Genomic DNA, 23,340 nt, shown 5'->3' with positions numbered 1-23,340 from the left:
AAATAGTACATTTAGGAAATCTTACTCATATAAAAAGTATGGGGTGTATGCTATGAAGAAAGTTTCATTATTACTAGTTTGGTCCACTTGACTAGTATGTAAATTTTGGTTTAATCTAAATATCCATGCTTCCAAAATTGTCTAAAGAGGTGACGAGTGTATCGAATGAGTACCAAAGATCAAAATTCAGTCCGTGACCATAGTGACTATCAAGCAGAAGTGGAGCGCTTAGAGTTTTCCAAAGAATATATCCGAACTGTTTTAGACATATCCAAGGGGAATAAAGAATTTTTCGTAGAAAATATGAGGCAATCTTTTGCCGAACTAAATTCTAAGGATAGCAGTACGAGCTACACGGATTTGCTCGCGAATGCAAGTTTTCTTGAATTAGCACAAAGCGAATTGAAAAGGTTAGAAGCTGTACTTGGTAAACCATACTTTTCAAGGATCGATTTTACAAGCCATAGCACGAAAAAAGAAGAAACATTGTATATAGGCAAAGTTTCCTTGTTTGACCGTGTTACGCAGCAGCCGATTATCGTGGATTGGAGGTCACCGATTGCCAATGTCTACTACGACGGTCGCCTTGGAGAAGTGTCATATGACGCCTATGGGGAGACACAAACCGGTTACTTATCATTAAAGAGACAATATGATATTGTCGATGGATTATTAAAAGAAATCAGAGACATCGATTTGACCACCCACGATGAATTATTGCAGAAATCTTTGTCAGGAAAAGCAGACAATCGGCTGACAGAAATCGTGGCGACGATTCAGAATGAGCAAAATGAAGTGATCCGAGCGTCACTGACAACCCCCATTATTGTTCAAGGGGCCGCGGGAAGCGGGAAAACAACCATCGCACTCCATAGAATATCCTACTTTCTCTATTCCTTTGGGTTTACATTTCCTCCAGAAAAATTAATGATACTCGCACCAAACCGACTGTTTATTGATTATATATCGGCCGTCTTACCGGAACTTGGGGTCAATAAGATTAATCAAACAACCTATATCGATTTTATGAGAAGCTGCCTGGGTCAGAAAATAAAACTATTTTCCCCCAATTCCAAGCTGATGAAGCTCCTTGATGGTAATGGAACCAATAAAACGATTCAATGGGTTTCCAGCTATAAGGGTTCACTCCAATTCAAGGAATTAATAAACCGATATGTAAATGACTTGGAAAATAATCTTGCCCCAAGAGAGGACTTTGTTCTTGAAAATTCCATTCTAATAAAGGGGATTAGGCTCACCACCTTATTTTTGAAAGAATATACCTACTTACCAATCTATAAAAGGCTTGGAAAAATCAAAAGTTTATTAGAAGATGATGTTAAAAAGAAGAAATCGATGATGTTAACAAATTTGAACAAGAAATATGAAGTTGCACTCGATAAACTCCTTTATAACCGAAGGATGGACCCGGAAAAAAGAAAGCAAAAAGTAGTTGCCTTGATGGAGAAGAAAGAACAACGAAAAAAGAGGATTGAGCAGGAGTCAAAGGTTGCTGTAAAAAAATATATGGAAGCGTTTGATATGAAAGATATCTTTACCTTGTATAAGGAACTCATGACTTCTCCTGAAAAGATCCAACAATATTCCACAGCACTTTCAAATCAAGAATGCAAGGTTCTAAGTAAATATTGTCAGCGAATCTTTCATCGAGGTGCATACGAACTTGAGGATTTAGCCCCGATTTTTTATATGAAGGCAAAGCTGGAGGGCATCGAGGAAAAATATAAAATGCGCAGTGTTTTCATTGATGAAGCGCAGGATTACAGCTATTTTCAATTCTCGGCATTAAAAGAAGGCTTTGAAACAGACTTGTTCACCATTGTGGGGGATTTAGCTCAAGGAATTCATTCCTATCGCGGCCTGAATAGCTGGGTACCGGTATTGAAGGATATCTTCCCGAATGCGAATTATCAAGCCCTGCAAAAAAGCTACAGAACAACTGTCGAAATCATGAATTTAGCAAACGATATCCTGTTGTTGATTGACCAGGACTTACCAAAGGTCCAACCCGTCATTCGTCATGGTCATAAACCCCGTTATAGGATGATTGATCCTATGAATCTAGATCAGGTTACGCTGCAGCTTGAACAAGATATATCCTTACTCAAAGATGAGGAGCTCCACTCCATCGCGATAATTGGACGGACCGACAGAGACTGTCTGAAAATTCAACAGCTCTTGGAAAATAGTCCTCTTCCGATTCAGTTATTAGAAGAAAAACAAGAAATGAAGAAGGGTCATATCGTAATTTTACCTTCTTATTTATCCAAAGGCCTGGAATTTGATGCTGTTATGCTCGTTTGCTTGGAGGAACCATACTCACAAGTGGATCTGGACATCAAATTGTTGTACGTATCGATGACACGACCAATGCATCGATTGTATTTATATGGGGAAAAACCATCTGACTTTTTATTAAATAGGGCGGACTCTTTGCATTACGAGACATAACAGGCAGGCATATAAAAAAGGAAATAAAAAAACATTAGTTCGAGATTTGGCTGAACTATGTGTTTGTGTTAGCTGCTACCTTTTATGGAAGTATTCGACAGCAAATGTTCAGTAAAAAAACTGACCCGATTCAGTCGTCCTTCAACGATCTTTCGAGTCAGTTTTTTCATTTTTAATCGTACATTCTGCTTATTGTCCAGATTTACTATTTTCTTCAGTTTGTGACCCATCATTTTGGGTGCTATCGTCTGTTTGTTCAGCGTTCGAATCATCTGTTTTTGAACTAGTATCTGAGCATGCGGTCGCAGCTCCGAGTAACATGAATGCGGACATCAAAGCAAAAAACCATTTTTTAAAAGATTTCATTTTTCTTCCTCCTTGAATGTTGCATTTTGTATTACAGTCTTATCATACAAGCTTTCAAGGAAATAAGAAGCCAATTATCCATTTCTTAACACAAGTTAACCATATCAAAAGATTTCTTTAATAGTTTACATTCAAAATTTACTAATAATTTACAAAAGCTATTTCTTTTTACATTTGACAAGGCGCTAGTCCAATTTATTGGATTTTTTTACTGTCATCGAAGGGAAGAAGTACATATCTGTGCTTAAGCGGGGGGACGGTTCTTGGACCTCTATTTATAACTTACTCGGTAATTGGCAAATATATTAATATTGCCTGCGGGGGATTTAAATTCATTATTTTGGATATTTTATTTAAAAGTTTGAATGAAAAGGAAAAACAATTTGCATTTATTAAAAAGGAGTAATTATCATTGGATATGAATCATACCCAGAAAGTTAATTTTAAATTCGAAAACGATAATGGAGATGTTGAAGTAAAAGGTGAAATTTACGGGGAAAGCCAAATTCCATTTTTTGATGATTTAAAGTTTAAAGCGGTCATCGCGTTATTAAATTCCATTGATCAACAAAATTTCAATGATTCAGGAAATAGTCAAATATTTAATCTTTATATTAGAGAAATTGAAGAGACCATCAAAGAAATGAGAAACTATAATCAATTTCAAGAGGGGAAATTAGGAAAGTCTTGACTCTTCTTTTTCAACATCAATTCAGTCTTAAAATGGATGTTGTTTTCTGACAGGCAAAATAAAGCGGCTCGCGTATTAGCGAGCTTTTATGGTCTCATACTACTCAATTTTTACTTCCCTATATTAAGCCACTGGTTACTCCCCTTCAATAGCAACAAGTCTCCTTTCGTCATGGATTCCCCGTTGTGAAACGAACGCCATCCCGGAAGCATCATCAACGTTTTCAATCCAAACCGGTACACCATGATAGTGAACACGAATCTCATCCTTTGAAGCAAGTATTTCTTTTACCCGATTTAGCTTCATAATCCGTCACCTCAAAGTTATTATTCCCAAAAAAACTAATCGTACAAGTGCAGGGCCCGATTAGTTTTGCTGACAAATGGATGTTTGTTATAAGATAATGGAATGTATATGAAGAGCAAAATAGTAAGGGAAAACTTCAAAAGAAGGAAGTGTTAACATTTGAATTTAGAAATGGTTATGCAGGAGCTTGAAGCCCTTGGCAAGGAACGAACCAAAAAAATGTACATATCCAATGGTGCACATGAGCCGCTTTTTGGCGTGGCTACAGGAGCTATGAAACCAATCGCAAAGAAAATAAAAATAAATCAGCCTTTAGCTGATGAACTTTATGCCACAGGGAACTACGATGCGATGTACTTTGCCGGCATTATTGCAGATCCAAAAGTGATGACGGAGTCCGATTTTGATCGTTGGATGGATGGGGCGTATTTTTATATGCTGTCCGATTATGTAGTAGCAGTCACTTTAGCGGAAGCAGACATTGCTCAAGAAGTGGCTGATAATTGGATTTCAAGCGGTGATGAGCTGAGAATGTCAGCTGGCTGGAGCTGCTACTGTTGGCTTTTAGGGAATCGACAAGACGTAGAATTTTCAGAAAGCAAGATTTCCAATATGCTTGATATGGTAAAAAATACGATTTATGATTCCCCAGAACGAACGAAATCCGCTATGAATAATTTTCTATACACCGTGGGAATTTCCTATTTACCTCTCCATGAAAAGGCTGTCGAGACAGCAAAGGCAGTAGGTCCAGTAGAAATCAAACGGGAAAAGAAAAAAAGCAGTTTCCTGAATGCATACGAAAGTATTCAAAAAGAAGTCGATAAAGGAAGGCTTGGTTTTAAACGCAAGTATGTAAGGTGTTAAAATTAGTCTCTCCATTACGAATTTTCATCGGATGGTATAAAGTTCGGGGGTCGCCGGCAATAAGCTCCCATTATATTCTCATGATGAAATTTAGTGTTATAAAAAAATAATCCACCCTTGAGTTAAAGGCAAGGGTGAATTATTCCTTCTAATAGCCATTGAAACAAAATAATAATGGAGGATAATCACACCCATAAGCAAAATTATTCTTTCGTTTGTATTTCTTCTTCAAAGAAAAAGGTGTTTGGGTATTCATTTACAACGTAAGAGTACCTTTTCATGTTTTTGATATACTCGCATTTAAAAATTGTTGCCGATTTACCGGAAGCTTTGATTATTACTTCATCCCCAATAGTAAAAAGACTTTTCTTCATTCAATCACCCTTTCTAATAAGAAAATTTAGATTTTAACAATGTTCATCTTCAATTGTAGCATACATTATCATTTATATTTGACTAGTCCTCTTATTTTACCCAGCTTACATTATTGTACTTGCTTCTAAGGGAAATCAATGATACACCCTAACGATTAGCTCATTGGTGGTTTCGTATAAAATAATAAACTGAATAAACTTTCAATTATTTTGGAAATACTATGACCATACCAAGATCTCTTAAAAATCTTGGTGGTGTTACAATCCATCAATAATTGTGTACATTTTACACAATAGGAGGCAAAGAAAGTGGAAAAAGGTAAAGTAAAATGGTTTAACAGTGAAAAAGGATTCGGGTTCATCGAACGTGAAGGCGGAGAGGATGTATTCGTTCATTTCTCAGCGATCCAAGGCGAAGGGTATAAATCACTTGAAGAAGGACAAGATGTTACCTTTGACATAGAGCAAGGCCAACGTGGTCCCCAAGCTACAAATGTTCAAAAAGCATAATTTTTAGTTGAACGAATAAAGACAGACTCTTATTTTATTTTAGAGTCTGTCTTTTACTTTGCTAAAAACAAAACGTAAGTACCCGTTCAAACAGGAATAAGATAAATTTCCTGAAAAAAGATTTTTCGGAACGGCCTGCACCAAAATTAATTCTTTTACAAGCAGCCGCGGAACTAGTTTATAATAGAAAGATACGAATAAAAAAGCAGTCGTTTAATTATGACTTTGGAAAATGTAAGCAGGTGACCACAATCGACATCATTGAAGCGCGGGTGAGAGGGTTTATTTCCGATATCCAACACCCTAGTCAAAAAAAGAAACTTAATATAAATGATTTAGAATTCCAATTACGCAAGCTGATGGATGATTATTTTGAAATGGATGGATATTCGCTCTTTTTTAATGCCATTCAAACGTTGCAAGGTGAAGGTCTCCTGATCCCTATCCTAAATAATCAATACAACGGGAAAACACCATCGCTTGCTTTATATTACTGGGTAAATATCAAATCTCAAGCAGCCAAATGGGATCGTCTTGAGATGATGAAATTAAGTGATCAGTTTGATTTTTCCTATTATGAACGGCACCCCGAATGGCAAACGTTGGAGGAATGGAATCGAATCCAGAATGTCTATTCCTTTATACAATGTTGCCATCAGCGGGAATGTGTGTCAGTTGAAGAAAGAAGCCTGGAGCTATTCGGCCATGAAAAATTTCTGTTGGATGGCGAACAGTTTCCGGATGGCAAAGGCTTTTTAATGAGAATTGGCATCACAGAAGAACAGCTGAAAATGGTAAACTACGGGGAGCCATTTGTGTTTTGGCTGAAACAAGGGAAAGCCATCCATGAAATCCAGCGGGTCCTCATCGTCGAAAATCTATCATTCTTCCATACTTCGGTTCAATTAGTAGAATCGGGTCAGCTGGATTATGAGCCAGATTTACTTATTTATGGGGAAGGCTCGAAAATAGAACGAAGCTTTTCGTTTTTCTTTCGTATGTTTCCTAAAGGCAACTATCTTTTTTATTACGCAGGTGACCTGGATGCGGCAGGGTACGGAATCCTTATCCGGCTGATGGAGAAATATCCAGACTGTTGTATTCAGCCTGCCTTAAAGATTTATCGCAAAATGCTGGAATGTCTGGAACAAAAAAATGATCAAAAACTTGGTCAAACACGTCTAGCACAAACTCTTTCCTATCGTGATGCCTTCTTTCAATGGTTTACCGAAGAGGAGCAAGCATTACTTATGGAGTTATGGAAGGAAAATAAGCGGATTCCACAGGAAGTCCTGACAATCGAAACATGGAGGCGATGGATGTGAACGAATCATGGGAAGGCTTCGCAGGAAGAATGCAGCGATTAAATCCATTGTTCGAGCTTGGGAGGGGCATGGATGTAGGGGAGCTGAAGCCTTATGTTCAAAGTATTCTCATGCAAGTGCTCCTCACCATCTTTTACCGGGAATTGAATGATGATGATGGAAGAAAAAAGTATGATATTAAGAATATGGTAGAAGATGCGATTAAACAAATGAAGCTTTTGGCCGATGATAAGCAAATTGAGCGGATTACGAGCGGACTTTTATATTCAGGAAAAGAAGAGTACAGCCAGCCGTTTGAAGCGTTATATTACGATGAAATCAGGCAGGCTTGGGAGACTCAGGTTTTCCGCTATGTCACAATGGATGAGTTATACACGAATTTAGAGATGGGCGGATCCATTGTGTATAAACTAACCGAGGTTTCTCAGGAAATGATTTTTATGAGCAGGGAAATGGCGGAGGAATTCTCTATCACCATCGAACAGCTCTACAGTATGCAGCTGATCAAAAACGGTAATTTCCGTAAAGCGACTCGAAACCTCGATCACCTCATTTCACGCGTCAACCGCTTAATGGCAAAAGAATTCTCCTTTCAAAAGGAAATGATCAACAATCCCAAAATTTTATTAATGGAAGAAGAAATGCAACGGGCAGACAATCGTGCTGAAATCGAAAAACAATTTGAAGAGGAAAAAACGCACTTCCGGACCATTACGAGTATGATTGAAAAAACAAAACGAAGAAATGAAGAAGACGATGCTGTACAAAAAGAATTGCATCTTCTTCAGGAAAAAGTAGGTCATACTAGGCAATTGCATGATCGTTTTGCGAAGCTCGTTATTCAAAACATTTCCTATGAGATGAAATTAAAAGCCGAAAACCCATCCTTGTTTTGGGAAAATAGCCTGGTTTCATTCCGAGAGCATTTCTATGAAAACATGTTCATGAAGGAAGGGGTTCGTTCTCTTACAGAAATTGAAACCGTACTGTCACCTTTATTTTCACCAAAGAATGAATTTATTCTGCCGCTTGATTGGATTTGGGGTGAACAGGAATTCGATGAAAAACAAGTAGACGATGTGGTTGTCGAGGAGGAGGCAGAGGAAAGCCTTACTCACGTACGCGTGACGAACTGGGATTCAGTATGTAAGGCTTGGAGTTATGTATTTCAACATTTACAAGCATCTGGAGAGTTTTCATTGGCGGAACTTTCCACATTCCCATTAGAAGTGCAGGATCTATGGCTGGAGGAATCGGAAACAATTGATTTATGGATGATGTTTGATAGGAAGCCGCTGAAGGTTCAAGTGATGCATAGGAAGGAAGAAGCCTTAAGCGATGAAAGGGAAATCCTTCTTTATAAATTAATGAACGAGTACCCGCAATTTCAAATATTTGAAGGCATGAAGATCTATACCATGTTTGATCATCGTGCAGAGCCGATCCTGTGGCAGCGTACGAAAATAACCCCTTTTAAACTTTGTATCCAGGAGGCCATATAAATGAGTGCAGAAAACACCAAGAGAGCTGCAGCTGTCTATTTTACTCTATTAAAAGATAAAGTGATCGATGAATATAGTGAACACTTTCAAACCTATTTTGAGCCGGAGGTAAGACAGACCGTCCTTTTATTGGCAGACCAATCAGGCACATTTATCATTGAATCACCTAAACGCATTCAGTTGGTTGTCCAGCCAACCGGATCCGTCTTTGCGACCAATTTTACACATATGAAGGAAAAGCATAAGCAAATCGAGACGAAACGCCATTTCCATCTCATTAGCATTGTGATAATGTCTTTTTTAGCCAGCATTGACCGCAATCAGGCAGCCAAAATCCGCTCGCAGCGGGAAGGGATTAGCTACTACACATTAGAGCGGCAAGTCAATGATCTGATCACGAATTGGGAGAGCATTCTTAAACATAAGCCTGACTTCGGTGAGGAAGAGCGCATTGATATGAAGGAAGTTGTTAGTACGTGGAAATACATGGAAGTCGAAACGGAAGATTATGGGGCTAAAAAAGCGAATCGACGAACAAGAATCGGATTAATTGCCAGTGCCATGCGCTTATTGGAGACAGAACGGTTAGTGGTGATTCTGGATCGGGATGATATTCCAAAGGTGATCCCAAAGCAAGAGTTGTTTGAACGGATTGAATATCTGTATCACGATTATGATCGCTATGAATTATTGAAACAATTAATAACAACAGAGGAGGATCAGCATGCCGAAGATTCATCGAATTAGAATTGTTGGCCTGAAGTATGATGGCATGCAAAAGCAATACAAAGATACCACGTTTAACTTCCATAATGAGGAAACGTCGACAAATGGTCTCATTTCGATGATGAACGGCGGCGGGAAAGGGGTGTTTCTTCAGACCATCTTCCAAATTCTCAAGCCTGGAACGGCGTGGGGAAAACAAAACAATCGGTATTATCAGCAGTTCTTCTTTAATAACAAGGAGCAATTTATTCCTTATACCTTTCATGTGGTGATTCAGTGGGAATTAGATGGGGCGGACCGCCGTCATCTTGTCACCGGTGGAATGTTCTCAGCCGAACAGCGGCTAGCAATCAATGAAGAAAGCGGCAATGAAAGCAGAACACTGGAACAGGAAGCCAAAATCCTCCCTGTTTTTACGTTCTATACAAGAGAGTTTGAACGCAAAGAAGAAGCAGCCCTTGAGCATATCCCGCTTTATGAAAATGAGGAAGTTGCCGACACTGAAGTCTTGAAGGATTATTTAAAATGGAACGGATATGATGTTTACCGAGACACGAAAAAGCATTATCGCATTCTGGATACATACGGAATTAACCGGAAAGACTGGGATATCTTGAAGGATATTAACAAGGATGAAGGCGGTGTAGGAAAATATTTTGAGGGAGCAGAGGATGACCATTCCTTGTTCCAAAAACGGATTATCCCAACGGTTAGCCAAGTCCTGCATCGAACAGAACAACAAAAGAACGATCTAGTAGAAATCTTCAAGAGTCAGGCAAGTATTGCGAAGGATCTGCCTGTGCTTTTAAAACGAGAGCAAGCACATAAGGAGTTCTTAGAGGATATTATCCCCTTTGAAGACCATCTGGCAAAAGGGATTGAACATAAGGAAATTGTAGAAGACAGCATTAAGGTGGGCCGTCAGCTGCTTGGAGCATTAGAGCATTTGAAAAAAACAGAAGAAGAAATGCTCCTAACCTTAGAAAAAGACATCGAAAAACTAACGATTAAACAAGCAGATTTACGCTTCCAAAAAGATAACTTGGAGTATGCAAAAGCGCATAGGGAAGTACTTGATTGGGAAAAGAAATTAGAAGAAGAAAAGAAGAAGCACGCATCCTTACAAGAACATGTAAAAGAAAAACAGGAACGAAAAGAAAAGCTGGCCTTTCAGACAATCTTAAAAGAGTGGTATGAATATGAACAAAATATCCGCTCGCTTTCCCAGCAAATTGCGAAATTGGAACAAAACAGCGGCTTAATACAGGTTAATCAAAGAATGGATGAAGTCAAAAAAGAAGCCTTAGAAAAGTGGCAGACCTCTTACCAATCTATACAAGCGGCCATGAAGCAGTATGCTGGCTACCAAAAGTTCCTAAAGAAAAAAGAAACTGAACTTTCGCAGCAGGATAAACAAAAGACAAAGGAGCTTGCCCAGCTTGGTGCGGAAATTGATCGTCTTTACACGGAAATCCATACGTTCGAGTCTAGGGAAGAAGCGCTGATTAAAGAGTTTGGCGACCGTATTACCTATGATTTAAATGGTTATATCGAAAGCCTATCGAAACAAATGGAAACCAAAAAAGCCTTGGTAGGAGAATTGAATGCAAAAGATCATGAATCTACGGAAAAGCAAAAGCAGCTAGCTGCATCACACGGTACACTTGCTCAATCTATTACATTTTTAGAAGAAAAGTGTGAAAAGTTAAAGCAAGCAATGAAAGCACAATCGCAAAAAGAAGCAAAACTAGTAGAGAAGCTTCATGGTTTACTAGATGATGTCACGGTCCCGTTAAGTCACGCCCTTTTATCCAAGTATGCCCTTCAGATTGAAGAGCTGCTGGGCCAGAATAAGCAACAAGGCGAACAGATGAAAAAAGAGCTTTGGGAAACACAGCTCGACCATTCCTTAAATGATGAGCCTTTCTGGGTTGCCAATAAGGATGTGAAAGAGTTAAAGGAATGGATTGATGAGAAAACCGGAATTGATGTGTTTTATGGCTCCCAATTCCTGCAATCCTTAACTCCCGATGAACTGGCAAAATATCTTTTGACCTATCCGCTCCTTCCATTTGGTTTGGTCGTCAGCCGCCATCAATGGGAGAAAATTAATCAGCAGGTTCTTTCCGGAAGATTGTTTCATAGTCCTGTTCCGATCTTCCTGCGTGAGGAAATGAACCAAGAAAGGGATCAGGCTTCCTTTGTCATTATTAACGGAACCGAAAAAGCGCTATTAACGGATAAAAATCAATTCACCAGCTGGAAAATTAGTATTGCTAAACAAATAGAAGAAAAGCAAGAAACGCTTGTCGAAATTGAAAAAACAGAAGGGTCCTACCGTCGTATTTTAAAAGAAATCGACCGATTCCTAGCAAGTGAGCTTTCTATTGATCTTGAAAGAACGCTCATTCAGGAACAGAATGCTCTTCTTTCTCAGAAAACAAAACTACAAGAAATCATAACGCTAGAGGGAAAAGAGAGGGAATTGCAGCTGCAGTTACAAGAACAGCTGGAAAAAACGAAACAAAAACAAAAAGAGCTTACTGCGAATGTAGAAACGTTGGCTAAATTTGCTGAAGAAAAAACGTTTCATCAAGAAAATAAACAGGAGAAGCTTGAGAAAGAGAAGCAAAAGGAAGCCTTGACTATCAGGCAGCAGGAAATAAGTAATGAACATCAAACGATCGTTGAATTGCAAGGCAAGTGGAACCAAACGTATTTTGAATGGAAATTAACCACTGAACAAACGATCAAAGAAATTGCTGTCTTTATAGAGGAAGCGGCGTTTCCTCCCGAAGAAAAGGCAGACCTAAGTGAAGAGGTTCCGCGTCTTTCTCCACATCTTTTAGAAGAGATTTATGCGAGAATGAAAGAGTTAAAGCAGCTGCAAAAATCAAAAGAAGAGCAAGCTAGTGAATTATTGGTGATTCAAGCGACAAAAGAATCCGAACAAAAACAGCAAAAGAAATTAGAGAAAAAGCTGGTGACTCAGGATAACGATTGGAAGGAAGCTCTTGAACCAGATGAACCAATTAGTATATTAGAAAATATGCTGCAAACAGCCCAGAAGGAAGCAAAGTCGGCGGAAAAAGAAGAGCGTGAACAAGGTACTGCTGTAACAGTAGCAGAAACCTCCTTAAAGCATGCGAAAGGACAGCGTGAAAAGTTAGGAAAGAAAGTCGCTAAGCATGAAAAACAGCCTGAAGAATGGGAAGAACTTGACCTAGAAGTAAAGGCTGTCGAAATTAATGACCAAACGAAAGTCGCTAAGGATGAAGTAAAGAAGTCGGAAAAACTCCTTAAGGAAACGGAAGCCAGTATTTCAGGTTATGAAGGGGATTTGTTAACCTTATCCGTTATCTTAAAAGAGGAAGCAGCAGTATTCGCGGATCAGGATGTTGAAAAAATTAAGAATCAAGGAAAATCCTGCATCTTGTCCTGGTGTGAAGAACATCAAGCCATTCAGGACGAAGGCCAAGAGAAGCATGCGAGAATTGAACAATCCTTGCGTAATTTAAAGCTCGCGATTGAAGGAAAAGATTGGGAGATTCGTTTTAAAAATGAAGTGTTAACCACACTTGATCATATGGATACAAGGCATTATTCACATGTTCAAACCATCGTTAAAAATATGAAGCGTTTTTCACAAAGCGGATTAGAGCAGCTAGAACGTGACAAAGAACGAGCTGAAAAGGCGCAAAACTTCTGGGCCAGCCGTGCCAGCATGAAGGTGATGAGTATTTCAGAGTCGATTCGATCGATGATGGCGAAAATGAAGCTGAAAAATGAACGAGGAACGTTCCCGCTTGTCCAGCTCAAAGAGGACATTTTACCGAAAAGGGCTGAAGAGATCGAGCCATTACTGAAGCAGCATTTTGTCACGGCCATTAACAAAATTACGAAACAGTTTGATGTAATTGATACCAATAATTTATCATTAGACCAAGAAATCAAACAGCTCATAAGTGATGAGCAAATTTTATTTGTTTCGCTCAGGAACCGTTACCCAGAGCTGCTTGTTTATAACATGCGGACGGATAACGCCTTTATGTATGGAAAACCTAAAAGGGAGCATTATTCGACCTGGCAGACGATTAATCAAGGCTCTAAGACAAAATCGGACGGAAGCGGCGGTCAAAAGCTTTCCGCTCGCATGGTCGTGATGATGATGTTATTGTCAGTGAAAAGCGAAACCGATCAAAGCTGGGTCCCATTAATCTGTGATAATCCATTTGGACAAGCTGCATCAGCCCATGTTCTAGACCCAATCTTCGCTGTTGCTGACAAACTGAAATTTCAATTTATCGTCGTCACACCGCCTGAACTGGTAAAAACAGAAATCAGCCAACGATTCGATGCCTACTATAAATTAGACTTTATTCGTGAAAAAGGAAAAGAAATCGTTTCTGATACCATTGTTCCGGCATTCCGGATCTATCAGGGGGAAGAAGTTACACAATAGGATAAACTTATCTTTCATTTTTTGATAAACTTGCTTTATGAAACGAAATTCATAGAGCAAGTTTTTTCTAAGAGGTTATTCAATGAAGGTATACAAACTAAAAAAGCAGTTTAATGGATATAGAAGAGGAACACAGTTTTACTTGGTTAGTGAATCGGAATTTATCGGTGTTAAAGAGTTTGTTTTAAGAACGGAGGATTTAACGCATAGGTTCTCAATCAATGAAAGCGAACTTCTTAAGTATTTTATTTTTCATAAAGAAATCTTTTAATGAATGTAGGTCCGTGTCCCTTATTTCCTTCTAAAATAATTTGACATAATACAAAATGGGTTGACTATATGGAATCTCTTTCTCCTTTTAGGCTTTCAACTGATTACAGCAAAAGGGATAAGCTCATATCTTATCCTATAGCTTAATGGAAAGGGGGGTTATTATTGCCAGCGATTGTCGGACCAATTCGAATTGTTAACATAAGCGGCGGTATTACCCAATTTGGAGATAGTCTGTTTATATCACCCAAAGATGCGTCAAAGTCGTTTTCAGGTGCTGGTGGATCTAACACAGGTGGGATTGTTATTGTCAAAAATGGGATAAGCATTACCAACGCTTTTGATCCTAATGTAATTGACCAGCCAATTTCCGGAAATAAATAGAAAAGTCGTAAGGGACTCCGTTATACGATCGGCAGCCCTATTATGAGACATGACTTTTACTGCGTTGGACTTTATATAAAAAATGCTTAACTAAATAACTGATAGATTTCCAAGACCTTCAAAAACGAAGGTCTTTTTCCTGTTAGATATTCAAAAAAATGCATCCCCCCAGAACAGTATTGTATAGCCTGCAAAAAAGAATCCAAACTAAAAAAGAGGGTTGCCAAATAAAAATGTAAACTGGAAAGTGGGTGTAAACATGTCCAAACAGAAGAATAAGGAAATTAGGAATAATCCTGCCATGCCAAAACAGGATGTGGAATTTGCGAAAGATGGACTTGAAAGAGTAGCATTACAGTCTCAGGAAAAAAAGAAAAAGTAACATTAAGAAAAAAAATTGCGCGCCGGATTGTAGTCATTCGCTACAATTGGCGTGCATTTTTTTGTTTTTCCTCAAAAATTGTCTGAATATGAATATTTGCACGAAGATCATATGTTTGAAATTAGTTATAAAATATATGATGTCAAAACCCGAAAGTTACTATTAACAAGTGAATAGCCTGTGTTTATCCATTTATTTTAGTAATTTAACAAAATGAAGGCTCACTCACATTCATTCCTATTAAGGGTTCTAATGTGAGTGAGCCTTCGTAATTTTAGATGAAGTCAACAATATCCTTCAGCGGAATACGAGTCGTTTTGTGTGCAGGAGCTGCTGCTTTTCCTAAAGCAAGTAAAAGCATTGGCATGTATCGATCGGATACTTGAAACTTCTCGGTAAATTTTTGTTTATCGAATCCGCCCATTGGAACTGTGTCATAGCCTTTTGCTTTTGCTGCCAGCATGAGCTGCATCGAAACTAATCCAGTATCAAAAGCCGCAATACTTTTTCGAATTTCTTCAGGTACATTAGGATATAGCCGATTAGAATTTTCGATCATAAGCTGCATCGTAGCTTCATCCATATATCCAGCTTCATAATTACTTCTGTATACCTTTTCGATATTTCGATACATTTCTTTATCTCCTAAAACCGCAATCACAGCGGAGGAGGTTTCGACCTGCTCTTGATTATTGGCAATCAAACGAAGTTCTTTCTTTGTTTCTTGGTCATCAATGACAATAAAACGCCAGGGCTGAAGATTGCTTGAAGAAGGAGCCAAAATGGCATCATTTAAGATATCTTCAATTTCATCACGTGAAATTTTAAATGTAGGATCATATTTTCGAACAGAGTGGCGTTCTCTGATAATATCGCTGAAAGTTTGTGCCATAGTAGTTGACATGAATTTTTCCTCCTAATCCATTACCTTACTTAAAGTAAGTACATTTTATAGCTTACTATTAGTAAGTTAATGAGTCAAGCGGAAAGTAATGCCGTTTGTGGTATAATGAAAAAAAGCTGTCATGTACAAATGAGGTTATGAAATGGAAAAAGCAAAGGGAACGAACTGTAACTTTAATGAGCAAGAGATGAGTAAATTCTGTACCAATTTCCATAGGACCATTGAATTTATTGGAAAACGGTGGATGGGAATGATTATCTATCAGTTGCTGTCAGGGCCCAAACGCTATTATGAGCTGATGGAGTCTATCCCTAGTATTTCCGACAGGCTGTTGACCGAAAGGCTGCGTGATCTGGAAAACGAAGGTTTAATCATCAAAAAAGCCCTAGTCCCATCTCAAAGGAAAGTAGAATATGAATTAACACCTGCTGGCAAACAGCTTGAAACCGTCATTACCTCGATCTTTGATTGGGTTAAAAATAGGGAAAGTATGGAATAAAAATGATAATTAACTGCACACCAACTGTATGCTTTCATACAAATTGATGTGCAGTTTTTGTTTTTTATGAAAACAACCATGCATTTATCATTGGTTAAAAGAAAATACTTGGAAGGGAAGCCTAGAAGTGTCTTTCTACTACAAGGTTGAAGGATAATGATTGGGACCAAGAAGCCAATAAAATTTCAAAAAGTGGAGGAAATGGATTTATGTATTCTTCAATAGCTGAGTTTATCGAGGATTGGAATCAGGAAGCTGTTTCAACTCAAAACGTTTTGGATGCGTTAACAAATGATTCATTACAGCAGGAAGTTTCATCCGACGACCGGACATTAGGGAGAATCGCTTGGCATATTGTGACCAGTACACCCGGAATGTTAAGCGAGTTTGGTATTAATGTACCGCAAGTAGAAAACGCTGATTACGTGCCACAATCAGCGAAGGAGATTGCAGGGATTTTTCGGAGAGTCAGTACCGACACAGCCCACGCCGTAAAAGAACAATGGACTGACGCGGCACTAAAGGAAGAAGTGAATGTATTTGGAAGGACCATGACGAAGGGCACTACGCTCACATTGCTAGTTAAACATATCATTCATCATCGCGGGCAAATGACCGTTCTCATGCGCCAGGCCGGGGTAAGAGTTCCAGGGATTTATGGTCCCGCCAGAGAAGAATGGGTGCAGATAGGGATGGAGGCTCCAAGCATTTAAATATCTCCCGCTGTTGTCATTGTCCGAAAAGTCTCGTGTCACTGAGTTAGCGAGTACAGATGGATTCTTTTCACTACCCTCGATCCCCATAGAGGGAACCTTCTATTACTGGACTGAACATGTTGCTCATGTTTGGTCTTTTTTATTAATTTCCTAAAATAGTTCATAACTTTTATTAATAATTAACTCCCGTATTTAGCGCTGAGAGCTGAAATTTCGCCTTGAGAGCTGATTGCGGCAAATGACCTGCGGGATATTGCAGGTTGCTAACTAATTGACCCATATACACATAATTTTCCTTTTTTTCCTTGATATTCTTTATAAGCATGTTAGTATAAGATCATTGCTAAAAAAGCAGAACAAAATACGAACAGGGAGAGATTGCATGCTGGATAATAAAAAAATAGTATTTATTGGTGCTGGAGCGATGGCAGAAGCTATGATTTCGGGCATTGTTGCCGCTCAAACCATTTCTCCGGAACATATCTTTGTTACGAACCGAACAAACACAAGCCGCTTAAAACAACTTCAAGATCAATACGGGATAAACGGAATACCAAATGGGGAATTACAGTTAGACCAAGTTGATGTGATCATCCTCGCAATGAAACCAAAAGATGCAGCCACTTCATTACAATCAATAAGACAGATAATTAAACCCCATCAGCTAATCCTATCAGTCCTAGCCGGCGTGACGACATCATTAATTGAACACTTGGTACCAGCAGGACAGCAGGTCATCAGGGTGATGCCAAATACATCAAGTAAAATTGGGGAATCGGCCACAGCCTTAGCCAAGGGCCAACATACCACCAAACAAAATCTTTCATGGGCAAAACACTTGTTCGAATGTATAGGGGAAGTGTACGTCATCCGCGAAGAACAAATGGATATCTTTACAGGTATCGCCGGCAGCGGTCCCGCCTATTTTTATTTCCTGATCGAGCACATGGAAAAGGAAGCAGTCAAGGCAGGTTTAACCAAAGGAACCGTACGTGAGATTCTTGCCCAGACACTTTTGGGTGCGGCAAAAATGATTCAGGAACAGGAAGAATCTCCGGCAATACTTAGGCAGAACATCACATCACCAAATGGTACTACAGCGGCCGGACTGCTGGCTTTACGTGAGTACTGCGGCGGTGAAGCGATAACCCAGGCTGTACACCAGGCATCCAATCGTTCAAAAGAAATTAGTCGGCAGCTTGAAAATTCTATTCAGAACATGAACATCCCCACAGCCATAGAAATTTAGATATTTACCCAACAGTGTATAGCTAAGAAGCAATTCCGGTGAAAGTATTAAACAAAAATTTGTTATGGAGTGATTGCATGATCCCGACCCCTGATTGTCAACAGCGGGTAGTCATAAAAATTGGTAGCAGTTCTTTAACTAGCCGCCACGGTGAAATCAGCCAAAGAAAACTTGAAAAATTAACCACCGAAATTGTTAATCTGAAAGACGCAGGCTTTGATGTGGTCCTGGTTTCATCTGGCGCTGTTGCGGCCGGCTATCGTAAACTGGGATGCTCAGAGCGTCCTCGAACATTACCCGAGAAACAAGCGGCGGCTTCCATTGGCCAGGGCTTACTAATGGAATCGTATTCGAAGCAGTTTTTATCGCATGGCTATGTAGCTTCGCAAATTTTAATTACGAGAAGTGATTTCTTAGATGAACGTCGCTACAAGAATGTCCGTAATACATTGAATGTTTTATTAGATAGGGGGATTGTCCCCATCGTTAATGAAAACGACACGGTTACGATCAATCGGTTGAAGTTTGGCGACAATGATACACTTTCTGCCAAAGTTGCGGGTTTAATTGATGCAGAAATGCTTATCATGTTATCGGATATCGATGGCTTGTATAATACTGACCCCTTGAAAAACAGCCATGCCCAAAAAATGGACTTAGTCACCGCAATCACCCCAGAAATTGAAGCGGCAGCAGGCGGTTCATCCAGTTCGGTAGGAACCGGCGGCATGAGATCGAAAATCGAGGCGGCCAAAATTTCAATGGCCTCGGGAATTACCACATTTTTAGGAAATGCTGCCAAACCAAACATTGTTCGTGATGCCTGTTTAGGGAAGGCACAAGGAACCTATTTCAAATGTTTAGACCGTACGATGCATCTTAATCAAAAGAAAAAATGGATTGCCTTTAATTCTGGGCCGGAAGGGGAGATTGTAATTGATCAAGAGGCGCAAAGGTTAATCGCAGAGGGCAGGAGTTTTCTGTTGGGTGGAATTAGTCAAGTAAATGGACAATTCAAAAACGGTGCTGTAATCCGTGTCTTAAATCTAAACGGAAGCGAAATCGGGCTTGGTGTGGTGAAAATGTCATCAAAGGAATTAACTAGATTCCTAGATTCTGAGTCCAATTGCAGCCTGTCATTCACAACCATCATCGAATGGGACAATTTTGTTTGTCATCTCGATTTGTCAAGATTCATTGAGGTAACGTCCTAGGGTTAGAAAAAATTAAAAATTATCAAGGAGGACTTTATGGGACCGATTAAAAAAAAAGTAACAGTTAGGGAACAGGCGATCTTAGCAAAGCAGGCAGCAAAACATGTAGCGGTGTTGTCCACCGAAGAGAAAAACGAGGCTCTGTATAGACTGGCTTCTACGCTAGAGACCCATGCTGAGATGCTTCTCGAAGAAAATGAAAAAGACTTGAAAAATGGCCGTAAACAGGAATTGAATAATGCCTTTTTAGATCGATTAGCTTTGTCAAAAGAACGAATCGCTCAATTTACTGATGGACTGCGCCAGGTAGCAGAGCTGGAGGACCCAGTTGGGAAAGTCATGATGGACAGCAGGTTAGATAATGGATTGAAGATAACCAAAATATCTGTTCCATTGGGTGTTATCGGAATGATTTATGAAGCAAGACCTAATGTGACGGTGGACGCAGCGGGCCTTGCTCTAAAAGCAGGAAACGCCATTGTTCTAAAAGGAGGGTCATCGGCTATTCATACTAATAAAGCGATTGTTTCTGTCATGCATAAGGCGCTAATGGAAACAAACATACCAAAAGAGGCTGTTCAATTGATTGAAAGCACGAATCGAGAAGCCTCCCAGCAATTGTTTACGATGAAGGAACATATCGATGTTCTGATTCCTCGCGGTGGAGCAGGATTAATTAACACGGTTGCAAGCAATGCGACAGTTCCAGTACTTGAGACTGGTATTGGTAATTGTCACCTATATATTGATGCTGAAGCAGATCTTGAAAAAACATTATCAATCCTTGTTAATGGCAAAACTAGCCGTCCTGCTGTTTGCAATGCGATTGAAACCGTCCTCGTCCATGAGAAATGGCTTGCTGAACATCATGAGGCCCTCGCCCGGACATTTTCTGTCCATTCCATTACGGTACACGCTGATGAAGCCGCTTTAGAGGTTGTTCCAAATGCAGTAGCGGCGGTGGAAGAGGATTGGGCTAATGAGTATTTAAACTTACACATCGCAATCAAGGTCGTGAAGGATGTGGATGAAGCTATTGCTCATATTGAACAATATGGAACAAAGCACTCGGAAGCGATTTTAACTGAAAACGAGTATACCGCACAGCATTTTATGAAGTTCGTAGATGCTTCCGCCATTTATCATAATGCCTCAACGCGTTTCACGGATGGCGGGGCTCTCGGCCTGGGAGCGGAAATCGGCATCTCCACCCAAAAGCTTCATGCCAGAGGACCGATGGGATTACCTGCTTTAACAACTTATAAATATATCATGACTGGGGACGGCCAAATCCGCAGTTGATCATCCTATTTACATGTAAAAAAACTAAAGGGAGGTGATGACATGGACATCAGTTTAACGGATGCTACTTGGGCATGGTTAATGATCCCCATGCCGATATTAATTGTATTATCTATCATTAGTTATTTTGCTGAAAAGGGGAGGATTCATTCATGAGTATAAATTTACCCACGTTAACATCCATCATAATGTATTTACTAGCCATGTTGATTATTGGCGTTATGGCTGCTAGAATGACAAAAGACTTGAAGGATTATGTACTTGGAGGCAGACAGCTAGGTGCCGGAGTGGCTGCTTTAAGTGCAGGAAGTTCTGATATGAGCGGCTGGCTAATGCTCGGTCTTCCAGGAGCCGTCTATCTCACCGGAATGGGGTCCATATGGCTGCCGATTGGTTTGTCCATAGGGGCATACTTAAACTGGCAATTTATCGCGAAGCCGCTGCGGGTTTATACCAAAGTCGCCAGCGATTCGATCACAGTACCAGATTTCTTTGAAAATCGATTCCATGATTCTTCAAAAATACTACGGATTATTTCCGCGATTGTAATTCTCGTGTTTTTTACCTTCTACACCTCGTCGAGTCTTGTTGGTGGGGCCATTCTTTTAGAGAAATCATTTGGAATGAACTATATTTTAGCTCTTTGGGTTGGAGCGGCGGTGATTTTATCGTACACATTCTTTGGTGGTTTTTTAGCTGCCAGCTGGACGGATTTTATCCAAGGAATTCTGATGTTCTTAGCCCTGATCATCATTCCGATTGTGGCCATCCATGAACTTGGCGGCTGGAAGGAGACGATTCACAAAATCGGAAGCATCGATTCATCCTTTTTAAATGTTTACTCAGGCGCCACATCCATTGGTGTTATTTCCTTGCTGGCATGGGGATTGGGTTATTTCGGACAGCCGCATATTATTGTCCGCTTTATGGGGATCAAGTCAACCAAAGAAATTCCAAAGGCGCGGATGATTGGGATGATCTGGATGATTGTTTCCTTATTTGGGGCGATATTTATTGGTTTCGCAGGTATAGCCTACTTTGCCCACTCACCTTTGGAAAATTCAGAAACTGTTTTTATCATGTTTTCTCAGGTCCTGTTTAATCCATGGGTTGCCGGCTTTTTACTCGCAGCCATTCTCTCAGCAATCATGAGTACTGTTGATTCTCAGTTACTTGTTTCTTCAAGTGCGTTAGCCCAAGATTTTTATAAATCGATCTTTAGAAGAAACGCTTCCCAAAAGGAAGAAATGATTGTTGGCAGAATGGCTGTTCTCGGCATTGCCGTTATTGCCATCTTCTTAGGGTACAATCCTGAAAGCAAGGTGTTGGAATTAGTAAGCTACGCTTGGGCAGGATTTGGAGCGGCATTTGGACCAGTTATAATCTTAAGTTTGTTTTGGAAGAGAATGACAAGAAATGGCGCTTTGGCCGGAATCGTGGTTGGCGCGGTAACGGTTATTGTTTGGGCGCAGCTGTCCGGCGGGCTTTTCGATATATATGAGCTGGCACCCGGTTTCCTATTTGGTACTCTTGCCATCCTTATTGTCAGTCTTATAGGTAAAGCTCCTTCCAAACAAATACAGGAGGAATTTAGACTCTACCGAACCCAGCTGAAGCAAGGAAAAACGGAAGATGTAAGCATTTAACCTTTTGTCCTTTCGTACATTTTTATTAACAGTTTTTGATAAAGGGAAGTAAAAACTGGTTTTTAATCTGGAGATCTAGGGTATTGATAGTAATGAGGTGAGAGGATATGGACAAAAATAAAACTAAATCTAAAGGAAACATGGACTCCCCTGAACAATACGCAACAGAGAAAGAGAGTCTATTTGACAAATTCAAAAGTGAGCAAACAGTTGACCCTATACCAGTAGAGGATTTAAACGAAGAAAAACTTGAAGAAAAAGCGAAGCACAATTCAAAAACGACATCCTCAAGTGAAAAAAAGTATAGAACGGGAATGTAATAATCTTAAAGGTTTTGCTCGAGTATTCGTGATGCATCACAATAAAGAAAAAGAGTCAATCGATTTAGTGATCGATTGGCTTTTTTATTGATTCATTTTTATTTTGCCATATTCTTTTTCAAACGAGTATTTGGTCGCTTGAGTCATCTCTTTAAAATACCACTTTTGAGGAGATTCCTCTCTTTTGGTCAAAGGAGAAGCTGTTCGCATTACCCATTTTTGACTGGGTTTCCTCACTTTTGGTCAATGGACCCTGCTTGCATTAACCTTTTTTGAAGGGTTTTCTCACTTTTGGTCAAAGGACCCTGCTTGCATTGACCTTTTTTGAAGGGTTTCCTCTCTTTTGGTCAATGGAGCCTGCTTGCATTGACCTTTTTTGAAGGGTTTCCTCTCTTTTGGTAAATGGAGCCTGCTTGCATTGACCTTTTCTTGAAGGGTTTTCTCACTTTTGGTCAAAGGAGCCTGCTTGCATTGACCTTTTTTGAAGGGTTTCCTCTCTTTTGGTCAAAGGAACCTGCTTGCATTGACCTTTTTTGAAGGGTTTCCTCTCTTTTGGTCAATGGACCCTGCTTGCATTGACCATTTTTGAAGGGTTTCCTCTCTTTTGGTAAATGGAGCCTGCTTGCATTGACCTTTTTTGAAGGGTTTTCTCACTTTTGGTCAAAGGAGCCTGCTTGCATTGACCTTTTTTGAAGGGTTTCCTCTCTTTTGGTCAAAGGAACCTGCTTGCATTGACCTTTTTTGAAGGGTTTCCTCTCTTTTGGTCAATGGACCCTGCTCGCATTGACCTTTTTGAGGATTATCCTCTTTTTTGGTCAATGCAATCCACTTGTATTTTTTTAGTCATATTTTT

General features: G+C 39.7%; 22 protein-coding genes. 18 read left to right on the top strand and 4 right to left on the bottom strand.

Features of this window, described 5'->3' with window-relative positions; all coding sequences use genetic code 11:
• The first annotated feature begins 165 nt into the window (after window positions 1-165).
• A complete protein-coding gene (gene helD / locus A6749_RS25755) occupies window positions 166-2,472 on the top strand; it encodes an RNA polymerase recycling motor HelD (RefSeq protein WP_066401199.1) in 2,307 nt (768 codons plus the stop codon).
• A 189-nt stretch (window positions 2,473-2,661) separates the two neighbouring features.
• Here the strand turns inward: helD and A6749_RS28710 are convergent, their stop codons facing one another.
• On the bottom strand, window positions 2,662-2,838 hold the full coding sequence (locus A6749_RS28710; protein WP_164745653.1) for a hypothetical protein: 177 nt from the start codon (window positions 2,836-2,838) through the stop codon (window positions 2,662-2,664).
• A gap of 412 nt (window positions 2,839-3,250) precedes the next feature.
• Here A6749_RS28710 and A6749_RS25750 point away from each other — a divergent pair, with 412 nt between their 5' ends.
• Entirely contained in the window at window positions 3,251-3,529 is a 279-nt protein-coding gene (locus tag A6749_RS25750) for a hypothetical protein (protein ID WP_066399426.1), read from the top strand.
• Between the two features lie 135 nt (window positions 3,530-3,664).
• On the opposite strand, the gene A6749_RS25745 is transcribed toward A6749_RS25750, so the two are convergent.
• Window positions 3,665-3,835 carry an H-type small acid-soluble spore protein gene (locus tag A6749_RS25745; RefSeq protein ID WP_066399424.1) on the bottom strand — a complete coding sequence of 57 codons (171 nt, stop codon included), beginning with the start codon at window positions 3,833-3,835 and terminating at the stop codon, window positions 3,665-3,667.
• A 159-nt stretch (window positions 3,836-3,994) separates the two neighbouring features.
• On the opposite strand from A6749_RS25745, the gene A6749_RS25740 reads away from it, so the two are divergent.
• Entirely contained in the window at window positions 3,995-4,702 is a 708-nt protein-coding gene (locus A6749_RS25740) for a DNA alkylation repair protein (protein WP_066399420.1), read from the top strand.
• Between the two features lie 203 nt (window positions 4,703-4,905).
• Here the strand turns inward: A6749_RS25740 and A6749_RS28705 are convergent, their stop codons facing one another.
• Window positions 4,906-5,076 (bottom strand): hypothetical protein, encoded by a 171-nt coding sequence (locus tag A6749_RS28705; RefSeq protein WP_164745652.1) that lies wholly within the window; start codon window positions 5,074-5,076, stop codon window positions 4,906-4,908.
• A 309-nt stretch (window positions 5,077-5,385) separates the two neighbouring features.
• Between A6749_RS28705 and A6749_RS25735 the strand changes: the two genes are divergently transcribed.
• The 8 genes from A6749_RS25735 (at window position 5,386) to A6749_RS29205 (ending at window position 14,637) form a co-directional block, all read left to right on the top strand.
• Complete coding sequence (locus A6749_RS25735; protein ID WP_066399411.1) at window positions 5,386-5,586, top strand: cold-shock protein; 201 nt, start codon at window positions 5,386-5,388, stop codon at window positions 5,584-5,586.
• Between the two features lie 242 nt (window positions 5,587-5,828).
• Window positions 5,829-6,911 carry a Wadjet anti-phage system protein JetD domain-containing protein gene (locus A6749_RS25730; protein WP_127487029.1) on the top strand — a complete coding sequence of 361 codons (1,083 nt, stop codon included), beginning with the start codon at window positions 5,829-5,831 and terminating at the stop codon, window positions 6,909-6,911.
• A complete protein-coding gene (locus A6749_RS25725; RefSeq protein WP_236719736.1) occupies window positions 6,902-8,413 on the top strand; it encodes a hypothetical protein in 1,512 nt (503 codons plus the stop codon). Before A6749_RS25730 ends, A6749_RS25725 begins: the two co-directional genes overlap by 10 nt.
• Window positions 8,414-9,160 (top strand): DUF6063 family protein, encoded by a 747-nt coding sequence (locus A6749_RS25720; protein ID WP_066399408.1) that lies wholly within the window; start codon window positions 8,414-8,416, stop codon window positions 9,158-9,160.
• Window positions 9,138-13,601 carry a coiled-coil domain-containing protein gene (locus A6749_RS25715; RefSeq protein WP_066399401.1) on the top strand — a complete coding sequence of 1,488 codons (4,464 nt, stop codon included), beginning with the start codon at window positions 9,138-9,140 and terminating at the stop codon, window positions 13,599-13,601. The genes A6749_RS25720 and A6749_RS25715 overlap by 23 nt, the downstream gene beginning before the upstream one ends.
• Window positions 13,602-13,683: 82 nt before the next feature.
• A complete protein-coding gene (locus A6749_RS25710) occupies window positions 13,684-13,872 on the top strand; it encodes a hypothetical protein (RefSeq protein ID WP_066399386.1) in 189 nt (62 codons plus the stop codon).
• A gap of 164 nt (window positions 13,873-14,036) precedes the next feature.
• Window positions 14,037-14,255, top strand: coding sequence for a spore germination protein (locus tag A6749_RS25705; protein WP_066399384.1), 219 nt, complete (start codon window positions 14,037-14,039; stop codon window positions 14,253-14,255).
• Window positions 14,256-14,514: 259 nt separating this feature from the next.
• Entirely contained in the window at window positions 14,515-14,637 is a 123-nt protein-coding gene (locus tag A6749_RS29205; protein WP_269085714.1) for a hypothetical protein, read from the top strand.
• 274 nt (window positions 14,638-14,911) lie between these two features.
• Here A6749_RS29205 and A6749_RS25700 read toward each other — a convergent pair whose 3' ends face one another.
• Window positions 14,912-15,541, bottom strand: coding sequence for a nitroreductase family protein (locus A6749_RS25700; protein WP_066399381.1), 630 nt, complete (start codon window positions 15,539-15,541; stop codon window positions 14,912-14,914).
• A 142-nt stretch (window positions 15,542-15,683) separates the two neighbouring features.
• Between A6749_RS25700 and A6749_RS25695 the strand changes: the two genes are divergently transcribed.
• From A6749_RS25695 to A6749_RS25665, 7 genes are all read left to right on the top strand, one after another.
• Window positions 15,684-16,040, top strand: a complete 357-nt coding sequence (locus A6749_RS25695) for a winged helix-turn-helix transcriptional regulator (RefSeq protein WP_084797985.1) — start codon at window positions 15,684-15,686, stop codon at window positions 16,038-16,040.
• A gap of 209 nt (window positions 16,041-16,249) precedes the next feature.
• Complete coding sequence (locus A6749_RS25690; protein WP_066401197.1) at window positions 16,250-16,753, top strand: DinB family protein; 504 nt, start codon at window positions 16,250-16,252, stop codon at window positions 16,751-16,753.
• 385 nt (window positions 16,754-17,138) lie between these two features.
• The gene (gene proC, locus A6749_RS25685) at window positions 17,139-18,005 is read left to right on the top strand and encodes a pyrroline-5-carboxylate reductase (RefSeq protein WP_066399374.1); all 867 of its coding nucleotides are present in this window, start codon (window positions 17,139-17,141) and stop codon (window positions 18,003-18,005) included.
• Between the two features lie 77 nt (window positions 18,006-18,082).
• On the top strand, window positions 18,083-19,219 hold the full coding sequence (gene proB, locus A6749_RS25680; protein WP_066399371.1) for a glutamate 5-kinase: 1,137 nt from the start codon (window positions 18,083-18,085) through the stop codon (window positions 19,217-19,219).
• A gap of 36 nt (window positions 19,220-19,255) precedes the next feature.
• The gene (locus A6749_RS25675; RefSeq protein WP_066399368.1) at window positions 19,256-20,521 is read left to right on the top strand and encodes a glutamate-5-semialdehyde dehydrogenase; all 1,266 of its coding nucleotides are present in this window, start codon (window positions 19,256-19,258) and stop codon (window positions 20,519-20,521) included.
• Window positions 20,522-20,673: 152 nt separating this feature from the next.
• Window positions 20,674-22,167, top strand: coding sequence for a sodium/proline symporter PutP (gene putP, locus A6749_RS25670; RefSeq protein ID WP_066399365.1), 1,494 nt, complete (start codon window positions 20,674-20,676; stop codon window positions 22,165-22,167).
• Between the two features lie 107 nt (window positions 22,168-22,274).
• Entirely contained in the window at window positions 22,275-22,487 is a 213-nt protein-coding gene (locus tag A6749_RS25665) for a hypothetical protein (RefSeq protein WP_066399357.1), read from the top strand.
• The last annotated feature ends 853 nt before the right edge of the window (window positions 22,488-23,340 follow it).

Source organism: Neobacillus mesonae, from assembly GCF_001636315.1.
GTDB lineage: Bacteria > Bacillota > Bacilli > Bacillales > Cytobacillaceae > Neobacillus > Neobacillus mesonae.
The sequence above is the reverse complement of the archived record's forward strand: the minus strand, read 5'-3'. Positions and strand labels throughout refer to the sequence as shown.